The following is a 16,842-nucleotide window of genomic DNA, read 5'->3' as shown; positions in this document are numbered from 1 at the left end:
GTGGGAAGTGCAGCTAATCTAGAATATATAGCTACTCACAAGGATTGCTTTTATGAGTCAAACAGTAAATCAAGGGGTACGCTGGACTACCGCAGATTTGGAACTATTGCCAGAGAACGGTACGCGCTACGAGATTATTGATGGAGAGTTGTTTATGTCTAGATCCCCCCACTTGAGCCATCAACGCACTTGTGGCAATATGTACCGAAAGTTACAAGACTGGTCAGAAGACACTGGACTGGGGGAGGCGTTTATTAATCCGGGCATTATTTTCACGGAAGCTGATAATGTAGAGCCGGATGTGATTTGGATTAGTAAGGAAAAATTAGCTGCTCTGGTAGATGATTCAGGACACCTGACAGGCGCACCAGAGTTAGTTGTAGAGGTATTATCTTCGGGAGTGCAAAATGAACGCCGAGATAGAGAAGCTAAACTTAAATTATACTCGGTGCGAGGAGTACAAGAATACTGGATTGTTGATTGGCGCTTGCAAAAAATTGAAGTTTATCGCCGTAGTAACTCAGCGTTACAATTAATAGCAACATTGTTTAGCAATGATGAAATAAGTTCACCTTTCTTGCCTAATTTTAGTTGCTTGGTGTCTAAGTTCTTTTGATACTAGAAGTGATGGAAGAAGTGGTGAAAAATTTGAAATAAAACTTAGCGCGATAGCGAAGCGCTGACTTGTCAGTTCGCTTCCTTTCCTTTGTCCCAGATAAAGTGAGTCAGCGCGATCGCGCACTAAGCGATTAGTTAGTATTGGCTAAACCGAAGTGTGTAGACGCCGAAAAAAAGGAATCAGATGGATAAGCTCTCCAGAGCGATCGCCTTCTCCCCCATTGCAAATTCGCTCAAAATATAAAAAAGCTGACCTGTAATTTGGGTCAGCGAATAAGATTAGATTTAGCTAGAAATCCTAAGTCCAGTAGAGAATGCGACCTTGGGGAAAGCGCTTAGTAATCTCACTCTCAAAAAAGCGCCGTAGCGTCTTCATCGTGTCAGTGTCATAAACATACTTGGTGCCGCCAAACTTGTTCCGCTTAACAGTGCGTGTTTCTTCGTCCATGTCCAACTTTGATTGGGGATACCAAGTTTGCAAAACCTCTTTTGATCCAAGTGTGAAGCGGTGGGAAATCAACTCGAAAGTTAGGTCACAATCAAAATCGAGTGCTTCGCTAATCGAGTCAAACAAACGAGTGTAGTGTGTCTCCCAATCCTCTATAGGCATAATCGGCGCGATCGCTAAACCCACTGGATAGCCGCCACGCCAGAGGATCAAGGTAAAGCTAACTGCCGCAAAGCTTGCAGCCGGGACGCTACCGACGCTGTACCGCCCTCGAACCGACAAGACACCGGATCGGCATTCACACTGATTCGACAGCGAGTGTGACCACTGTGCGGCAAGCCGAGTAATTCATCCAGCGCATCGAACTTAGAAACCCAACGCAGATATCCGTTCGTCCGCGTGGTTCTCGATATTTATCAACTTGGAGCTTAAGTAAGGGGTAATCATAATTACCCCTTACCCATGACCTTAATTCTCTAAAACTTGGCGGATGCGCCGTTCCAACCGTTCCAGATCCAGACCGCCTTCATCGCGACTAATGCGACGCACAGTTGAGTTAACGTTGCCTAGGTCTACCAATAAATCTTGGAGAATTTCTTGCTGTTGACGCGATTGGGTGACTTCACGCGGTTCTTGTACTAAGTCACGGACAATGGTATCTTCAGCTCGTGAGGCAACGATGGGGTCAGCTTCCCCCTGTAGATGAACGAAGGTTCGCCGCCCCGGTCCACGCTCTTCCTCAATTGGGATAACTGCTGTCACCTGGTCGGAGCGCACGTACTTTCCAAATCCGAGATGGACTAAGACCGCTGACTGTAGTTTCATTTAGAAGAATGTTTATTTTGTTCCTTACTTCTATTTTAAACTCCTGCTAAAAGACCTATTAGCTATAACTAGAGCGGGTTCTACCCCTTTAAATGTAGTAGTATCCGCTGCGCGATCGCGCAAGCGATTTGACACCGCTATCATTCCCTACGGGTAACCTTGTCAAGTCCGACTTAGAAAATTGGCGGCAAAATGCGATCGCGTATACAAATTCCTTTAACATATTAAAGAGTACATAAGCAACCGTATTAATTCGGTAATTTTGTTTTGGGAGTACACAACCGCCTACTGTTGACTAAACAGCACTTATGATCGCTATTGCGTCTATTGGATGGCTGTAGAATAATGCACTTTGGTCTACAAGTCAGGTTAAATTGGAAACTACGTGCAATCGAATCTTGCAAAGTTAAATAATCCTCTTGAAGAGGAGTCATATTCTGGTAACACAGAACCCCCCTTCACCCTGCAACAATTGAAAGCTGCCATTCCCTCAGATTGCTTTATGCCATCTATTGGGCGATCGCTTTCCTACTTTTTGCTGGATGTATCTATAATTGGCATCCTTTATGCAGTTGCCAGCTACCTTGATTCCTGGTGGTTCTGTCCCGTATTCTGGCTGATGCAGGGAACGATGTTTTGGGCGTTGTTTGTCGTCGGACACGACTGCGGTCACGGTTCCTTTTCTAGGAAAAAATGGCTAAACGATCTGATTGGTCATATAGCTCATACTCCCATACTGGTTCCCTATCACGCTTGGCGCATCAGCCACCGAACTCACCATCAGAATACTGGCAACATTGATACTGATGAAAGCTGGTATCCAGTAACGGAAACCAAGTATAAGGAGATGGGGTGGGCTGAAAAATTTGTCCGCTTCGATGCCTTACTGCTTGCCTATCCCCTGTATCTGTTTAAGCGTTCTCCAGGTAAGCAAGGCTCCCACTTTTCCCCCGATAGCCCTCTGTTTAAACCCTCAGAAAAATGGGATGTAATTACTAGCACCACTCTCTGGACATTGATGGTAGGTTTGCTGGGTTTGCTGACCTATCAGTGGGGTTGGATGTGGCTGGTAAAATACTATTTGGGGCCATACGTGGTTTTTATAACCTGGCTTGATTTTGTGACATTTTTACACCACAGCGACCCGGATATCCCCTGGTATCGTGGCAAAGACTGGTATTTTCTCAAAGGTGCCTTGTCCACAATTGACCACGATTACGGGTTTATCAATGAGATTCACCACAATATCGGCACCCATGTCGCTCATCACCTGTTTTTAAACATTCCTCACTACAATCTGAAAACGGCAACTGAGGCGCTTAAACCAATTTTGGGGGATTACTACCGAAAATCCAGCGTGTCTGTCTTCCAAGCCTTCCTGCGTTCCTATCCTTCCTGCCATTTTGTGCCGGATACAGGCGCGGTAGTTTACTACAAATCCAAAAAGGAATTAATGAAGCAAAATTAATTCTCGTTCCTAGTCAGAGACTCTGAACGTATTGCAGGAGGCGAAGAGCCTCCTTTTTTTATGCCTGAAAGTCTATTTTGTCCCAGGCACCTGAATCGTAGGCATTTCGGGCATCTGAGGGGGAGGAGAAAACACTATTGAGATATTGCCTTTTTATAGAGAGGTGGTGGAAAATTGTAAACTTATGTTAAATAAAGTCCTTAGTTTTCACTATGATTTCCCGTCGCACCTTTGTGAATGTTTTACTAGCCAGTTGTTTAGCCTTAATTGCCTGGTTTAACATCTCACCATCTGCATCTGCACTAGGCGGCAAGCTGCCCTCTGTAAATCAACCTGCTCCAGAGTTTACCCTGCCAACCAACAACGGCGATCGCGAACTCTCTTTGTCGGACTACCGGGGTAAGTGGGTGGTTCTCTACTTTTACCCGAAAGACTTCACCTCTGGTTGCACTCTGGAAGCCCGCCGATTTCAGCAGGATTTGCCGAAATACCTGGACAAAAATACTCAAATCATTGGTGTGAGTGCGGATTCTGTGGATTCCCACGCCAAATTCTGCGATTCTGAAAAGTTAAAATTTCCGCTTTTAGCTGATATCGATGGCAAAGTAAGTAAAGCTTACGGGTCTTGGATTGGCTTTGTCTCAATGCGTCATACTTTCATTGTCGATCCACAGGGAATGCTGCGGGAGACTTTTACGGGAGTAAACCCAGCGATTCACAGTACTGAGGTGTTGTCTCGCCTGGATGAATTGCAAACAACATAAACTAATGGCTAATGGCAATAAACGAAATGGCTATTAGCAAATAACAAAATTGCTGGTAAACCTTCAAGTTCACCAGCAACCTATTAATCTAAAACCAAGTTTTAATCACTCAATAACCCAAAAGAAATCGCTTTTTTTCCTTAACGACGATAGGTTGTAGAACCAACTTCTTCGGGGTCACGGTAACGGGCTGGTTCGCTGTTCTTGCGACCTGCAAGACCACCCAAACCTAGTAAGCCTAGTAGACCTAACCAACCCCAATCAAAATTGTTATCTTCCTGGGTGTCGTAAACGCCTGTAGTGGGGGCAGTAGTAGTAGTAGTATCGCCAGTTGTTGTATCGCCTGTCTGGGCAACGGCAGGTAGGGCTAGGGGCAGAACGGCTACGCTGGCTGCGATCGCACTAGCACTAACAAATTTGGAAACGTTTGAAAATTTCATGTGTTAATCTCCTCTTCTCTTACTACTAAGAATAGCGATCGCACACCTCCAATTAACTCCATCTGTAGCTGGAAACTAAACCGCCTCTTTGTTCCTGCCCAAGATATAGAAAAAGTCGTTAGAGTATATGTCACTCTACAGCTTTAGTAGTATATGCTTATTAGCAATTATTTCTTTTCCGCCAAGCGCTGTAGCTGCTTGAGAGTTTGATACATCTCTGGAAGGCGGTGGTAAATAGCTGCTGCTTTGAGAAATACTTTGTGGGGAATGGCTGGGGTACCTGTAACAATGGCTCCAGGTTCGATGTTGTTGTGGATGCCTGCTTTGGCGGTAGCGATCGCGCCATCTCCAATATGCGCTTGATTCGCTATCCCCACCTGTCCTGCCAGCAACACCCGATTTCCCACTGTTACGCCGCCTGCCATCCCCGCTTGTCCAGCGATCGCGCAGTTAGACCCCACTTTGCAGCCGTGACCGATATGTACCAAGTTGTCAATTTTCGTATTTTGTGCTATGCGAGTTTCCCCTACAGCAGGGCGGTCAATGGTGCTGTTGCAGCCAACTTCGACACCATTCTCTAGCACGGTGTAGCCAGACTGCTCCATTTTGAACCAACCTGTCGCCGTGGGGACAAAACCGAAGCCTTCGGCACCAATAACTGCACCGCTATGAATCACGCAATCTGCGCCGATGCGGGTGCGTTCGTGGATGCTACAGTTGGCGTGTAAGACGGTGCGATCGCCTATTTCCACTTGTGGGTAAATTACAACGTTGGGATGAATTACTACCCCATCGCCAATTTTCGCCCCGGCTTGAATTACGGCATGGCCGCCGATGTAAACGTCTTTGCCAATTTCTGCGTCGGGATGAATTATCGCTGTAGGATGGATTTCGGGGGCGGGGCGAAAGGGTTTGTAGAAGAGTGCGATCGCGCCTGCAAATACCAATCGCGGATCGGATGCAGCTATCCAGGCAATATTGCGATCGCTGGCTTGCTGTTGTAATTTTTCATCCTTGGGTAAAATTAAGGCGCTGGCTGAAGTTTTTTCTACGAAAGCGGCAAATTTTCCCCCTTCGATGTAACTGAGAGTGCCTGGTTGTGCCTCATCGACTGCGGCTATTCCGGTGATTTCTGGATCGCGATCGCTGTGGGATGTGAGGCTGGTGTTGGTGGCATTGAGTTTTTGGACGATTTCGCTGAATTTGAGCATTGTGGCTGAGAGATTTAAGAGAATAAACCGCAGAGACAAGAGAGGAACAGAGAAGGGTTAGGAGGCGATCGCGTTTCCTGCTATGTAAGCTGTTGTCCAGGCATTTTGGAAGTTAAAGCCGCCTGTTACTCCGTCGATATCTAGGATTTCTCCGGCAAAGTAAAGTCCGGGACAAATGCGGCTTTCCATCGTTTTGAAGTTTACTTCTTTGAGGGTGACACCGCCACAGGTGACAAATTCTTCTTTAAAAACTCCTTTGCCTTTAATTTGGTATTGGCTTTGGGTGAGTTCTTGAGTTAACTGGTTGAGGGTTTTGTTGGATAGTTCTGCCCAACGTTGTTCGGTACTAATGCCAACAGCGGCAATTAAACTTTGCCACAGGCGACGCGGTAGGGGAACTGGGCAGCTGGTGGAAATTGCTTTTTGGGGTAGTTGGGATTTAACTGCTAATAGCATTTCCCGCAGGCTTTCTGGATTGTACTGGGGAAGCCAGTTAATTTGCAAAGTCGCCTGATATTTGCAGTCGTGCAGCACTCTGGCACCCCAAGCAGAGAGTTTCAACGCGGCGGGGCCACTTACACCCCAATGGGTAATTAGCAATGGCCCTGTTTGTTCTAGCTGGGTTTTACCGGCAGTTAATAACCGCAGGCGCACGTTTTCTACGCTGACTCCAGGCAAATCTTTTAGGCGGGAGTCAGGGATGTTAAAGGTAAATAGTGAGGGGACTGGTGGTTCTATAGTGTGTCCTAAATCTTTTGCCCAGTGGTAGCCTTGAAGGTTGCTACCAGTTGCGAGGAGAATGCGATCGCAATTTATTCTCTCTTTTGACTTCAACACTATCTCAAACCCTCCCCCCTCCTCGTTCCCCGCCTCAGCCTCGATTCCATCAACAGGGTTCAACGGTAAAATCGATGCCACAGGTATCCCCGTGCGAATTTCGACCCCAGCTGCGTCTGCTGCCTTAATCAAACAATTCACAATCGTTTCTGAACTATCTGTAACCGGAAACATCCTACCATCCGGCTCAGTTTTCAACTTTACGCTATGAGTAGCAAACCACTCTACTGTATCCTTGGCTTGAAAGCGACTAAAAGCACCCCGCAGAGCTTTTCCGCCTCTGGGGTAATTTTGCACCAATCCAGAGGGGTCGAAGCAAGCATGAGTGACGTTGCACCGTCCGCCGCCGGAAATGCGAACTTTGCTCAGAAGTTGTCTCCCTGCTTCTAACAAAATAACTTGGGCGCGCGGATTGGCTTTGGCACAGGTAATGGCACCAAAAAAACCCGCTGCCCCACCGCCAATTACCACGACTCGTAAAGGTTGCACAATCAAAAGGTAATATCTAACTACTATTCTTCTAATTCAAAATCCTCTTTGGTGGCACCGCACAGAGGACACACCCAGTCATCGGGTATATCTTCAAAAGGTGTGCCTGGTGCGATACCTCCATCTGGATCGCCTTCTGCGGGATCGTAAACGTATCCGCACTTACATAGATACTTTTTCATTTTATCTGTTTTCCTTACAATTCTTCTGTATGATAAAGCCCCCTGAAGTCGGAACTCCAGAGGCTTATTAATCAGCAGGCTCCAGTCTCGATTAATACTGGTGCAATTTTATTAATCTTACCCCCCTTTTGAAGGCAGCAGGGTGGTTCATACAACCCCTACAAAATATCGAAAATTGCCATACTTTGTAGGAGCATGGCAATCAAAAGCCCCTACCGCCGACCAAAATCAACATTACAAAATTTTCTTGTAATAAATGAAACCACTCTGCAATTTACCCTTGGGTAGATTGGGGGCTGATCTTAGCTGTAGACTTAATCGATTCAAGACCCACAAAATTACAGCTTGGCTTTTCCTTTCGACCAATAGCCGTGTTCGTCTTGTTCAAATTGCTCAGAAACTACATCCCAAGCATGATGTTCAGCCTTAGATTCATCGCCAGATTCAGTTAAAGCTTGATTGTAATTGGCGATAAATGTTCTTTGAGCGTCTTCTGAAAGGTGAGAGCGAACTTCTGGGGACAAATCGCTGGGGTTTTCCAGTTGTCCGGAACGTTTGCGGGGTAATGTTGTTTCGCTGGTATGCACTTCTTCGCCACCAGCACTTTCTAGTAGTAGCTGAATTTCACCAGTTTTATCGGCGGGGACTTCCACAGCTAACAAAAAGTCTCCGGCTTCCACGCGGGTTTGATAGATGGCGGCTTTTTCTTCTGGCATTCCCAGAGCTATCAAAGCTGAGACTAAGCCAGCGCCAGTTGCACCTGCGATCGCTCCACTAGCTGCACCCAGCAACGCTGCACCCAATGGCCCTGCTGCCACCACTTGCCCCACAAACGGAATAAATAGCATTCCCACGCCAGTCAGCAAAGCTAGAGCTGAACCAAACAAGGAACCAAAGATTCCACCTTGTTTGAGTCCACCTAAGATTACATCTTTTTTGGTGATGAAGCCAGTAATCCGGGTTTCCGAGTGAAAGTTTTTGCCGATAATTGAAATGTCATCGCGGGAAACCCCACGCTCCAGCAAGCGGGGAATTACTTTATCAATTTGCTCGCGCTCTTTGAAAACGGCTGATATAGTTCTTTCAACAATGGAAACCGTGGACTGTGTAGTGGTGTCTATGGCTGTCATTCACTTCTCCTGAGAATTTTTAACTTTTGTTAAGTCTTCTAGGAGTTTATGTAACAATGCGATCGCGCTGCATGGCCCCCAAGATTGATTAAAAAAATGTACTTTTGGATACTGATAATAATTAATAGATTGAGCTAGTACCGCCTAGTTTTCTCAATTCCGAACAAAATCCCAGTAGCAATCGAAAGCAGGATTAACATCCAAATTACGCCGCCTGGTAAGAACGTGAGAATGCCAAAGCCCCTCAGCACATAAACAGCGACGGTTAGCCCTAGAACACCAGCAAAAATAGCAGAAATCAGATTTTCGGAATTAGGAGATCGACTCACTTTCCTTGACCAAATAAATGGTAAAACAGAGTATACGATTAGTTAACGTCTGCTCAGGCTGTTTATGGCGCTCTTGATACCAGCACCGACTGTAAACAAGGCTAAAGCTTAGATGACATATTCAGGAATCTGCTGGATAACACCTGACCCTCTTTTGAATCACGATAGTGGATGCGATCGCTCTGGCCATGCCAAAAATATACAACACGATTGACGTTCCGGCGTTAGAACGGCTCACTTTCGTTGACTCCTGAAATGAGACTGGGTGGGATAATCGGTAGATGGACTGATTTGCTTTGACTATTGCCCTTGGGCAGAGCAACGTTCACTACATATGGAATTAGTATAATCTCAGAAAAAATGATCTAGGAGTGGCTGAGTCAGCATGAGTATACTTTCTCCGTCGGACTCGATGGATGCCTTCTCAGACTCACCGCTGAGTAGGGGATGCTCAACGGCGCTTTTAAAAGGCGAGATTTTGTTGGAAACCCGAAAGCATTCTGCTTGGGGTGGTGCTGTCACAGCCCAAATGTATTTGCCTTCTTCGCGATCGCTTATCTGGCCCCAATTAACAGATTACCCCCGATGGGTGCATTATTTCCCGGATGTCATTCGTTCGGAGGTTCTTCACCCACCAGATGCTTTAAATCAAGGTTGCAAACGTCTTTATCAAGTTGCCAATAAAGCTTTCCTGTTTCTCAGTATCCAGGTTGAGGCTTATCTAAGGGTAGTTGAAATTGTTCAGCAGCAAATTCAGTTTCGCTTAGAAAAAGGCAGTTTTGTTGATTTCTCAGCCGATTTAAGTCTGCAAGATTACGCGGATGGAACTTTGCTCACCTATGCTGTGCAAGCAACGCCCACTATCCCAGTACCGTCACTTTTTATTGAACAGGCAATGCAATTGGAATTGCCTGCTAATATGCGAAAAATGCGGCAGGTTCTTTGTGGGGGTTAGGGGCTGGGGACTGGGGGCTGGGTAAGATTTTTTCCCAATCCCCAATCCCCAATCCCCAATCCAATGACCTCATGAAAAAAGTTGATGTCCTAGTCGTCGGTTCCGGTCACAATGGCTTGGTAGCAGCACTACTACTAGCACGCCAAAAATTTGACGTTTTAATAGTTGAAGAAAAAGCAGTTATTGGCGGTGCTTGTCGTACAGAAAAACCATTTAAAACTGCGCCACAATTAAACATTTCAACTGGTGCTTACCTGCTGGGATTAATGCCCCCGGAACTCCTGCAAATTTTAGATATAGATTTGCCTCTCATCCGCCGTGACCCGCACTACTTTCTCCCCACAACAGACAAGCGTTATCTGCTGTTCGGTTCAGACGTAAAGGCGATGCAGCAACAATTTACAGAATTCTTCTCTGAAGCTGACTGGAAAGCTAACCAGAAGTTGCAAGAGGAAATTGCCCAGATTCGGGAAGATATTACACCAACTTGGCTAGAAGAACCGCTTTCAATTGAAGATACAGCAGAACGCTACCTACGCCCATCTTTGCGTCAGGTATTCATTAATTTGTGTCGAAAATCAGTAGGCGAATATCTGAATCGCTTTGAGTTTAAAAGCGATTTGCTAAAAGCAATGTACGCTGTGACTGATGGGTTTTCGGGACTCTATGGCACTTGGGATACTCCTGGTACGGGGATGAATTTTTTAATTCATAATATGTGCAGACTTCCAGATAGCGACGGCACTTGGATGATGATTAAAGGCGGTATGGGTACAGTAACTCAACGTCTTGCGGATGCGGCAATTAAAGCTGGTGCGAAGATAGAAACGGGATGCGGTGTGAGGCAAATTCTGCTAGAAAATGGCGTTGCCAAAGGCGTTGTTTTGCAAAATGATACGGAAATATCTGCTAATACTGTAATTGTGAATGCCGATCCCTTCCGAATGCGCGATTTAATTGGTGCGGAAAATTTGCCAGCAAATTACAACGCCAGAATCGATAATTATCGCAAAGACGGTTCTACCTTTAAGGTGAATTTATGTCTCAAAGGATTGCCAAAATTTACCTGTCTGCCTGAAGATTGCGGTCAGTACGGCACTACAATTCACCTGCTTCCAGATGAGGCACAGGTGATGCAGCAGTTGCGGAGCACTTTCGCTGATGTGCAAGCTGGTCGCCTCCCGGATTTTCCGGCGATTGAGTGGTATATTCACACTACCCTCGACCCATCTATGCAGGATGCTGAGAAACACCACAATTCAGCGCTGTTTGTGCAGTGGGTGCCTTATGAATTACAGGGTACAACTTGGGATGAGGAAGAAAGCAGATATATTAGTCATTTGCTGGAAATATGCGATCGCTTCGCCCCCAACACGTCACAATTAGTTCAAGAAGTGTTTCCCCTCCATCCCCAGAAGCTAGAACAATACTTTGGTTTGACGCGGGGACACATTCATCACGTTGATAACTCTTTTGGTTTTGCTGACAGGTTGCCTTACAATACACCGATACCGGGACTTTATTCTGCTAGTGCAGCTTGTCACCCCGCTGGTTCTGTGATTGGTGCGGCGGGTTATAATTCAGCCCAGCGCGTGTTGCGAGACTTTAGTTGTTAAGGCAAAGGTACGCTAAGGTAATCGCAAATGAGCAGGGAGGCTTTGCGTTAGCGAAGCGGCGCGACAGCGCTACCTTTGTGTTTATAGATAGATATTAGACGGGAGAGCGTGAGCGTGGACGTTAAAGCAGCAATAGCATTTGAGGCGGGTAAACCGTTAACTATTGAAACGGTACGGCTGGATGGCCCCAAGGCGGGCGAGGTGCTGATAGAAATTAAGGCAAGTGGGGTGTGTCATACTGACGCTTACACCCTTTCTGGTACCGATCCTGAAGGTTTGTTTCCGGCAATTTTAGGACATGAGGGCGCTGGAGTTGTTGTGGAAGTTGGCACCGGAGTGAGTAGTTTAAAAGAAGGCGATCGCGTAATTCCCCTCTACACTCCAGAATGCCGTCAGTGCGAATACTGTCTAAGCAGAAAAACTAATTTATGTCAAGCTATTCGCAGCACGCAAGGGCGCGGTGTAATGCCTGATGGCACGAGTCGCTTTTCCATTGATGGTCAAATGATACATCATTACATGGGGACATCAACCTTTGCCAACTATACAGTATTGCCAGAAATTGCCGTTGCCAAAATCCGTGAAGATGCCCCCTTTGATAAAGTTTGCTACATCGGTTGTGGCGTTACTACAGGGATTGGCGCAGTTATCAACACTGCCAAAGTAGAACCGGGAGCCAATGTTGTAGTGTTTGGATTAGGCGGTATTGGTTTAAATGTTATTCAGGGGGCGCGGCTGGTTGGCGCTAATATGATTGTGGGTGTTGATATTAATCCGAGTAAGCGATCGCTTGCAGAAAAATTCGGCATGACTCACTTTGTAAATCCCAAAGAAGTCGAAGGCGATTTAGTTGCTTACTTGGTAGATTTAACTAAAGGCGGTGCCGATTACAGCTTCGAGTGTATTGGTAATGTGAATATCATGCGCCAAGCTTTAGAATGCTGCCATAAAGGTTGGGGAGTTAGTGTTATTATCGGCGTTGCTGGTGCTGGGCAAGAAATCAGCACTCGCCCCTTTCAACTTGTCACCGGGCGCGTTTGGAAAGGTTCTGCTTTCGGTGGTGCTAGAGGTCGCACAGATGTCCCGAAAATTGTTGATTGGTACATGGAAGGTAAAATCAACATTGACGACTTAATTACTCATGTTATGCCGATTGAACGCATCAATGATGCTTTTGATTTAATGCACCACGGCGAATCTATCCGCAGCGTCGTCACATTTTAGATTTAGTAGTGTAGGCATTGCCTACCAACTCTAATTCCCCTGAAATTATCCTTTTTTCTCTCAAATTTTCTCTACATCTTCTTTTGGCTGGAGTGGTTCGTGAAAGCTATTTTTAAACAGGTGCGACGACACAAGCGCGAGTTTGTGTCGTCGCACATTTTCTAAACGCTGTCAAACAAAACAGTCGTCATATAATGTTCTGCCCACTCCAAACCAAAGGCTTTTTCTAGCACCCGACGAGTTTTGTCATTCTGCTGCTGTTTAGTAGAGTAGTAGCGTTGCCCGTTAAGGATTTCAGCTTGTTTTTCAGAACTTACTGGCTCGGCCGCGATCGCATTGAGACAATGAATTTCTAAAAACGACTCCACGCGAGAGAGAAACTGATTTTCTTCTTCTGGGCTACCAGGACGCACAAAAAAGCAAAATTCCGAAAAAATATCGCCCCAATCGGGTAATTCGCGGGGTTGAGAGAAGTTGGGGGCGGGTAGCCCCCCAAGGGAAAAAGTATATTCTTCGGGTAATGAGCGATCGCTGCTGACGGGAGAAAGATCCGCGATCGCTGCACTAATTTGTCCCCGACCACCGATTAAATCGCAGCCAAACATCGGCAGATTGTATTGTGGGTGAGGAAACATCACGCAATGCAAAATATCCAGCATTGTGCCGACTTTTGCCAATTCTAGGTGCATTTTGCGAAATTGCGGCGACTGGTAGCAGCGATTTTCAATCGTCAGCTTTTCTCCCTCTAATCTTCCTTCCACATAACCCAACTCAGCTGGTAGTTGGTAAGGTGAAAGATCGAGGTGTTTGTGCCAAACTGCTTCAATAGTGTCAGCCAGTTGGCGAATTAGAGGGTGTTGTTGTTCGCGTAGGGAAGACTTTGAAGTTTCTAACATTTCTTAAAATTTGCTTTCTCTTAACTACGATAATCCAGCAGCAGACACAGGTAGGTTAAGAATATCAGCTTGTCAGGGACAAAAAAAGCTATAACAGCCTATATATGCCAGTGACAGCAGTAAAAATATGAAGGGTGAAGTATTAGGGCGCTACAAAATCGATCAGCAGCTAGGTAAACGTGCTGGAAGACGCACGGTGCTAGCGCGTGACAACCAAACTCAAGAATTAGTCGTAGTCAAGCTATTGTCTTTTAGCAGCGATTTTGAGTGGGAGGAGCTTAAGTTATTTGAACGGGAAGCGGAAACTTTAAAATCTTTAACCCATCCGGCTATTCCGCGCTACTTAGATTATTTTGAACTTAATTCATCAGCATACAAAGGATTTGCCCTCGTTCAAACCTACGTGGAAGGGAAATCTTTAGAAGAACATCTCAAAGGAGGACGAACTTTTAGCGAAGCAGATATCAAGGAAATTGCCACAGCAATTTTAGAAATTCTCAATTATTTACATAGCCGTCAACCAGCAGTAATCCACCGCGATATTAAACCCAGCAATATTTTATTAACCAATCGTTCTGGTAATAGGGTTGGCGAAGTCTACTTAGTAGATTTTGGTTCGGTGCAGACTCTCGCCGCCAAAGAAGGCGGGACAATTACAGTGGTGGGAACTTATGGCTATATGCCACCAGAACAATTTGGTGGACGTGCAGTTCCCGCATCCGATCTTTATAGTTTAGGTGCAACTTTAATATATCTAGCAACGGGTAAGCATCCTGCCGATTTACCGCAAACCGATGACTTACAAATTGAATTTGAAAAAGCTGCTAATCTCAGTCCTGCTTTAATCAATTGGTTAAAGCGGATGACTCGCCCCAGTCTCAACCGACGCTTGGCTTCTGCTAAGGAAGCACTGCAAGCCCTCATGCAGCCGCAGGAACCAGACATTGCTCATGTAACTGTGAGGAAACCGGCTGGTAGCAAAATTTCCGTGACTGAAAAAGCAGATTCTCTAGAAATCTTCATCCCTCCACTGGGGTTCAATTCTAATATTTTAAAGCTGTGCTTTTTTGCGATCGCTTGGAATTCTTTCATACTACTGTGGACAAGTTCTTTATTCTTTACAGCTTCCGGTATTAACTTCTTCATGGTGTTGTTCTCCCTACCTTTTTGGTACCAAGGCATTTATATGGTATGGCAGGTTCTCTTTGGGTTGTTTGGACGTGTTCGGCTGAGTCTCGATCCGCAGAAAATTACCTTAACCTATGAGATATTTGGATTTAAATTCAATTTTCCTAAGCCAGCACAAAGACAAGACATCACTATGCTGGAACACACCAGAAAATATTTGACAACAGGCCACAGGGGCAGACAAATTGAGGTCCAACCCCGCGTTATTATTTGGGCGGGAACGCAGAAATATGAGTTGGTTACTGATGAGTTGATAACTGAACCGGAACTCAACTGGCTCGCTCATAAACTGAGCGATTGGTTGAAATTGCCAATTATAAGACCCATTAAAAGCGAGCAGCTTCTTCCATCTGATAGTTAGTCTCCTATATTTGAGCATGGATAGTTTATCCGAGACTGGGATGTTTGGTTTAGGATGGACTGAAGTGGGTGTAATAGCGATCGCTCTTTTTCAAGAAATCTCATTCTTGTTACAAAAAAGTTTGACAACAATAGTAAAAGTATGAAGGGTGAAGTATTAGGCCGCTACCAAATCGAACAGCAGCTAGGTAAACGTGCTGGACGAAGAACGCTGTTAGCGCGTGACAACCAAACTCAAGAATTAGTTGTAGTCAAGCTATTATCTTTTAGCAGCGATTTTGAATGGGAGGCTCTTAAGTTATTTGAACGGGAAGCGGAAACTTTAAAAACTATTTCCCATACTTCTATTCCCCGCTATCTCGATTTTTTTGAGCTAGATTTACCCACAGGTAAAGGATTTGCTCTCGTACAAAGTTATGTAGATGGGAAATCTTTAGAAGAACATCTTAAAGCTGGACGTACTTTCAGCGAAGACGAAGTAAAGCAACTAGCCAAAGACCTTTTAGAAATTTTAATTTACTTGCATGGTCGTCAGCCTCCCGTTATCCACCGGGATATTAAACCTAGCAATATTTTATTAGCCAATCGTTCTGGTAATAGCGTTGGCGAAGTCTACTTAGTTGATTTCGGTTCGGTGCAGACTCTCGCCGCTAAGGATGGTGGGACAATTACAGTGGTGGGAACTTATGGCTATATGCCGCCAGAACAATTTGGCGATCGCGCAGTTCCATCATCCGATCTTTACAGCTTAGGCGCAACTTTGATTACTTTGGTGACGGGAAGTCATCCCGCAGATTTACCGCACAAGGATGGACGCATTCAATTTGAGAAAGCGTGCAATCCTAGTCCAGCCTTTAGCAGATGGTTGCGGTGGATGATAGAACCCAGTTTAGACCGCCGCTTTGCTTCTGCGCCCGTTGCGCTGCAAGCACTCGAAAAGCCGCCGGAAGAACCAGAAATCGCTCCTTTAGTTGTTAGTAAACCAACGGGTAGCAAAGTTTCTTTGAAAAAAGACAATGATTATTTAGAAATTCTCCTCCATCCAGAGGGATTTAAGTTTAATTTGGTATTCTTGTACTGTGTTGACCTTTTTGTGGCTATAGTTCTGTTTTCTGCCTTTTCTGCCTCTATCCCTTGGATGAGCCAATTTTTCTTTTTGGTGCTGATACTACCTTTGTGGAGGACTTTGTTTGCATTATTTCGCCGAGTCAGGTTGCGGCTCGATCAGCGACAAATTTCCCTAATTTATGAGATATTTGGAATAAAGTTTAAATATCCCAGTTCGGCATCGAAACAAGATATCAATAAGTTGGAAGTGAAATATGTAGACCAAGTTAGGCAGAAGATTATTATTTGGGTAGGTACGCAAAAATATGAGCTTGGCGGTAACGGTATCATTTCTGAACCGGAACTCGACTGGCTGGCTTATGAACTTAGCGATTGGTTAGGATTACCAATCAATGTCAGGAAATGACCTAGTAGCGAGAGTTGATAGGACACGAAGAGATCCCCCAACCCGCCTTATTAAGGGGGGCTAAAGGACAAAGAGATGTCCCTAACCCCCTTATTAAGGGGGTCGCCGCAGGCGGAGGGATCGAGGTTTGAAACCCTCAGTGCGTAAGTCCTAGTTAAATTAAGATGTTTTACAGGAGAGTGATATGTTTGGTTTAGGATGGCCGGAAGTGGGTGTGGTAGCGCTCGCTGCTATTTTAATCTTTGGCCCCAAGAAGATTCCAGAATTAGGTAGCGCGCTAGGGAAAACCTTGCGCGGCTTTAAGGATGAAATGAATCGCGAAGGCGAGGAACCATCCCAGGAAAATCAAGATAATAAATAAAGGCAAAAGGCAAAAGGAAGAATTCCT

General features: G+C 45.4%; 19 protein-coding genes and 1 pseudogene. 10 read left to right on the top strand and 10 right to left on the bottom strand.

What is annotated here, in order from left to right; translation table 11 throughout:
* Nucleotides 1–52 precede the first annotated feature (52 nt).
* On the top strand, nt 53–616 hold the full coding sequence (locus H6F66_RS03920) for a Uma2 family endonuclease (RefSeq protein ID WP_190418408.1): 564 nt from the start codon (nt 53–55) through the stop codon (nt 614–616).
* A gap of 300 nt (nt 617–916) precedes the next feature.
* Here the strand turns inward: H6F66_RS03920 and H6F66_RS03915 are convergent.
* The 3 genes and pseudogenes from H6F66_RS03915 to H6F66_RS28720 form a co-directional block, all read right to left on the bottom strand.
* Nucleotides 917–1,467 (bottom strand): annotated as a pseudogene (locus H6F66_RS03915) (spore photoproduct lyase family protein); the annotation flags it as partial.
* A gap of 67 nt (nt 1,468–1,534) precedes the next feature.
* A complete protein-coding gene (locus H6F66_RS03910) occupies nt 1,535–1,891 on the bottom strand; it encodes a hypothetical protein (RefSeq protein ID WP_190418406.1) in 357 nt (118 codons plus the stop codon).
* 88 nt (nt 1,892–1,979) lie between these two features.
* On the bottom strand, nt 1,980–2,114 hold the full coding sequence (locus H6F66_RS28720) for a hypothetical protein (RefSeq protein ID WP_277873878.1): 135 nt from the start codon (nt 2,112–2,114) through the stop codon (nt 1,980–1,982).
* A 162-nt stretch (nt 2,115–2,276) separates the two neighbouring features.
* Here H6F66_RS28720 and H6F66_RS03905 point away from each other — a divergent pair, with 162 nt between their 5' ends.
* Complete coding sequence (locus H6F66_RS03905) at nt 2,277–3,359, top strand: DUF3474 domain-containing protein (RefSeq protein ID WP_190418404.1); 1,083 nt, start codon at nt 2,277–2,279, stop codon at nt 3,357–3,359.
* A 212-nt stretch (nt 3,360–3,571) separates the two neighbouring features.
* Nucleotides 3,572–4,123 carry a peroxiredoxin gene (locus H6F66_RS03900; RefSeq protein ID WP_190418402.1) on the top strand — a complete coding sequence of 184 codons (552 nt, stop codon included), beginning with the start codon at nt 3,572–3,574 and terminating at the stop codon, nt 4,121–4,123.
* A 140-nt stretch (nt 4,124–4,263) separates the two neighbouring features.
* On the opposite strand, the gene H6F66_RS03895 is transcribed toward H6F66_RS03900, so the two are convergent.
* The 6 genes from H6F66_RS03895 to H6F66_RS03870 all read right to left on the bottom strand — a co-directional run bounded on the left by H6F66_RS03895 (nt 4,264) and on the right by H6F66_RS03870 (nt 8,741).
* The gene (locus H6F66_RS03895) at nt 4,264–4,563 is read right to left on the bottom strand and encodes a WGxxGxxG family protein (protein WP_190418400.1); all 300 of its coding nucleotides are present in this window, start codon (nt 4,561–4,563) and stop codon (nt 4,264–4,266) included.
* A gap of 167 nt (nt 4,564–4,730) precedes the next feature.
* On the bottom strand, nt 4,731–5,774 hold the full coding sequence (gene lpxD / locus H6F66_RS03890; RefSeq protein ID WP_190418398.1) for a UDP-3-O-(3-hydroxymyristoyl)glucosamine N-acyltransferase: 1,044 nt from the start codon (nt 5,772–5,774) through the stop codon (nt 4,731–4,733).
* A 57-nt stretch (nt 5,775–5,831) separates the two neighbouring features.
* Complete coding sequence (locus H6F66_RS03885) at nt 5,832–7,100, bottom strand: aminoacetone oxidase family FAD-binding enzyme (RefSeq protein WP_190418396.1); 1,269 nt, start codon at nt 7,098–7,100, stop codon at nt 5,832–5,834.
* Between the two features lie 23 nt (nt 7,101–7,123).
* Complete coding sequence (gene rd, locus H6F66_RS03880) at nt 7,124–7,282, bottom strand: rubredoxin (protein ID WP_190418394.1); 159 nt, start codon at nt 7,280–7,282, stop codon at nt 7,124–7,126.
* Nucleotides 7,283–7,620: 338 nt separating this feature from the next.
* On the bottom strand, nt 7,621–8,412 hold the full coding sequence (locus tag H6F66_RS03875) for a ChaB family protein (protein ID WP_190418392.1): 792 nt from the start codon (nt 8,410–8,412) through the stop codon (nt 7,621–7,623).
* Between the two features lie 134 nt (nt 8,413–8,546).
* Nucleotides 8,547–8,741: a hypothetical protein gene (locus H6F66_RS03870; RefSeq protein WP_190418390.1), complete on the bottom strand. Its 195-nt coding sequence runs from the start codon at nt 8,739–8,741 to the stop codon at nt 8,547–8,549.
* Between the two features lie 385 nt (nt 8,742–9,126).
* On the opposite strand from H6F66_RS03870, the gene H6F66_RS03865 reads away from it, so the two are divergent.
* The 3 genes from H6F66_RS03865 (at nt 9,127) to H6F66_RS03855 (ending at nt 12,536) form a co-directional block, all read left to right on the top strand.
* The gene (locus H6F66_RS03865) at nt 9,127–9,696 is read left to right on the top strand and encodes an SRPBCC family protein (protein WP_190418388.1); all 570 of its coding nucleotides are present in this window, start codon (nt 9,127–9,129) and stop codon (nt 9,694–9,696) included.
* 71 nt (nt 9,697–9,767) lie between these two features.
* On the top strand, nt 9,768–11,312 hold the full coding sequence (locus H6F66_RS03860) for an NAD(P)/FAD-dependent oxidoreductase (RefSeq protein ID WP_190418386.1): 1,545 nt from the start codon (nt 9,768–9,770) through the stop codon (nt 11,310–11,312).
* Nucleotides 11,313–11,426: 114 nt separating this feature from the next.
* The gene (locus H6F66_RS03855; RefSeq protein ID WP_190418384.1) at nt 11,427–12,536 is read left to right on the top strand and encodes an S-(hydroxymethyl)glutathione dehydrogenase/class III alcohol dehydrogenase; all 1,110 of its coding nucleotides are present in this window, start codon (nt 11,427–11,429) and stop codon (nt 12,534–12,536) included.
* A gap of 161 nt (nt 12,537–12,697) precedes the next feature.
* Here the strand turns inward: H6F66_RS03855 and H6F66_RS03850 are convergent, their stop codons facing one another.
* Nucleotides 12,698–13,432: a phycocyanobilin:ferredoxin oxidoreductase gene (locus tag H6F66_RS03850; RefSeq protein ID WP_190418382.1), complete on the bottom strand. Its 735-nt coding sequence runs from the start codon at nt 13,430–13,432 to the stop codon at nt 12,698–12,700.
* 127 nt (nt 13,433–13,559) lie between these two features.
* Here H6F66_RS03850 and H6F66_RS03845 point away from each other — a divergent pair, with 127 nt between their 5' ends.
* The 4 genes from H6F66_RS03845 to tatA all read left to right on the top strand — a co-directional run bounded on the left by H6F66_RS03845 (nt 13,560) and on the right by tatA (nt 16,815).
* The gene (locus tag H6F66_RS03845; protein WP_190418380.1) at nt 13,560–14,981 is read left to right on the top strand and encodes a serine/threonine-protein kinase; all 1,422 of its coding nucleotides are present in this window, start codon (nt 13,560–13,562) and stop codon (nt 14,979–14,981) included.
* A 16-nt stretch (nt 14,982–14,997) separates the two neighbouring features.
* On the top strand, nt 14,998–15,126 hold the full coding sequence (locus H6F66_RS28715) for a hypothetical protein (protein WP_277873877.1): 129 nt from the start codon (nt 14,998–15,000) through the stop codon (nt 15,124–15,126).
* Nucleotides 15,123–16,454 carry a serine/threonine-protein kinase gene (locus H6F66_RS03840; protein ID WP_190418378.1) on the top strand — a complete coding sequence of 444 codons (1,332 nt, stop codon included), beginning with the start codon at nt 15,123–15,125 and terminating at the stop codon, nt 16,452–16,454. The genes H6F66_RS28715 and H6F66_RS03840 overlap by 4 nt, the downstream gene beginning before the upstream one ends.
* A 184-nt stretch (nt 16,455–16,638) precedes the next feature.
* Nucleotides 16,639–16,815 (top strand): twin-arginine translocase TatA/TatE family subunit, encoded by a 177-nt coding sequence (tatA, locus tag H6F66_RS03835; RefSeq protein ID WP_190418376.1) that lies wholly within the window; start codon nt 16,639–16,641, stop codon nt 16,813–16,815.
* Nucleotides 16,816–16,842 lie beyond the last annotated feature (27 nt).

Origin of the sequence: Trichocoleus sp. FACHB-6 (assembly GCF_014695815.1) — a bacterium.
GTDB lineage: Bacteria > Cyanobacteriota > Cyanobacteriia > Cyanobacteriales > FACHB-T130 > Funiculus > Funiculus sociatus.
This window is presented reverse-complemented; position numbering and strand designations above follow the sequence as displayed.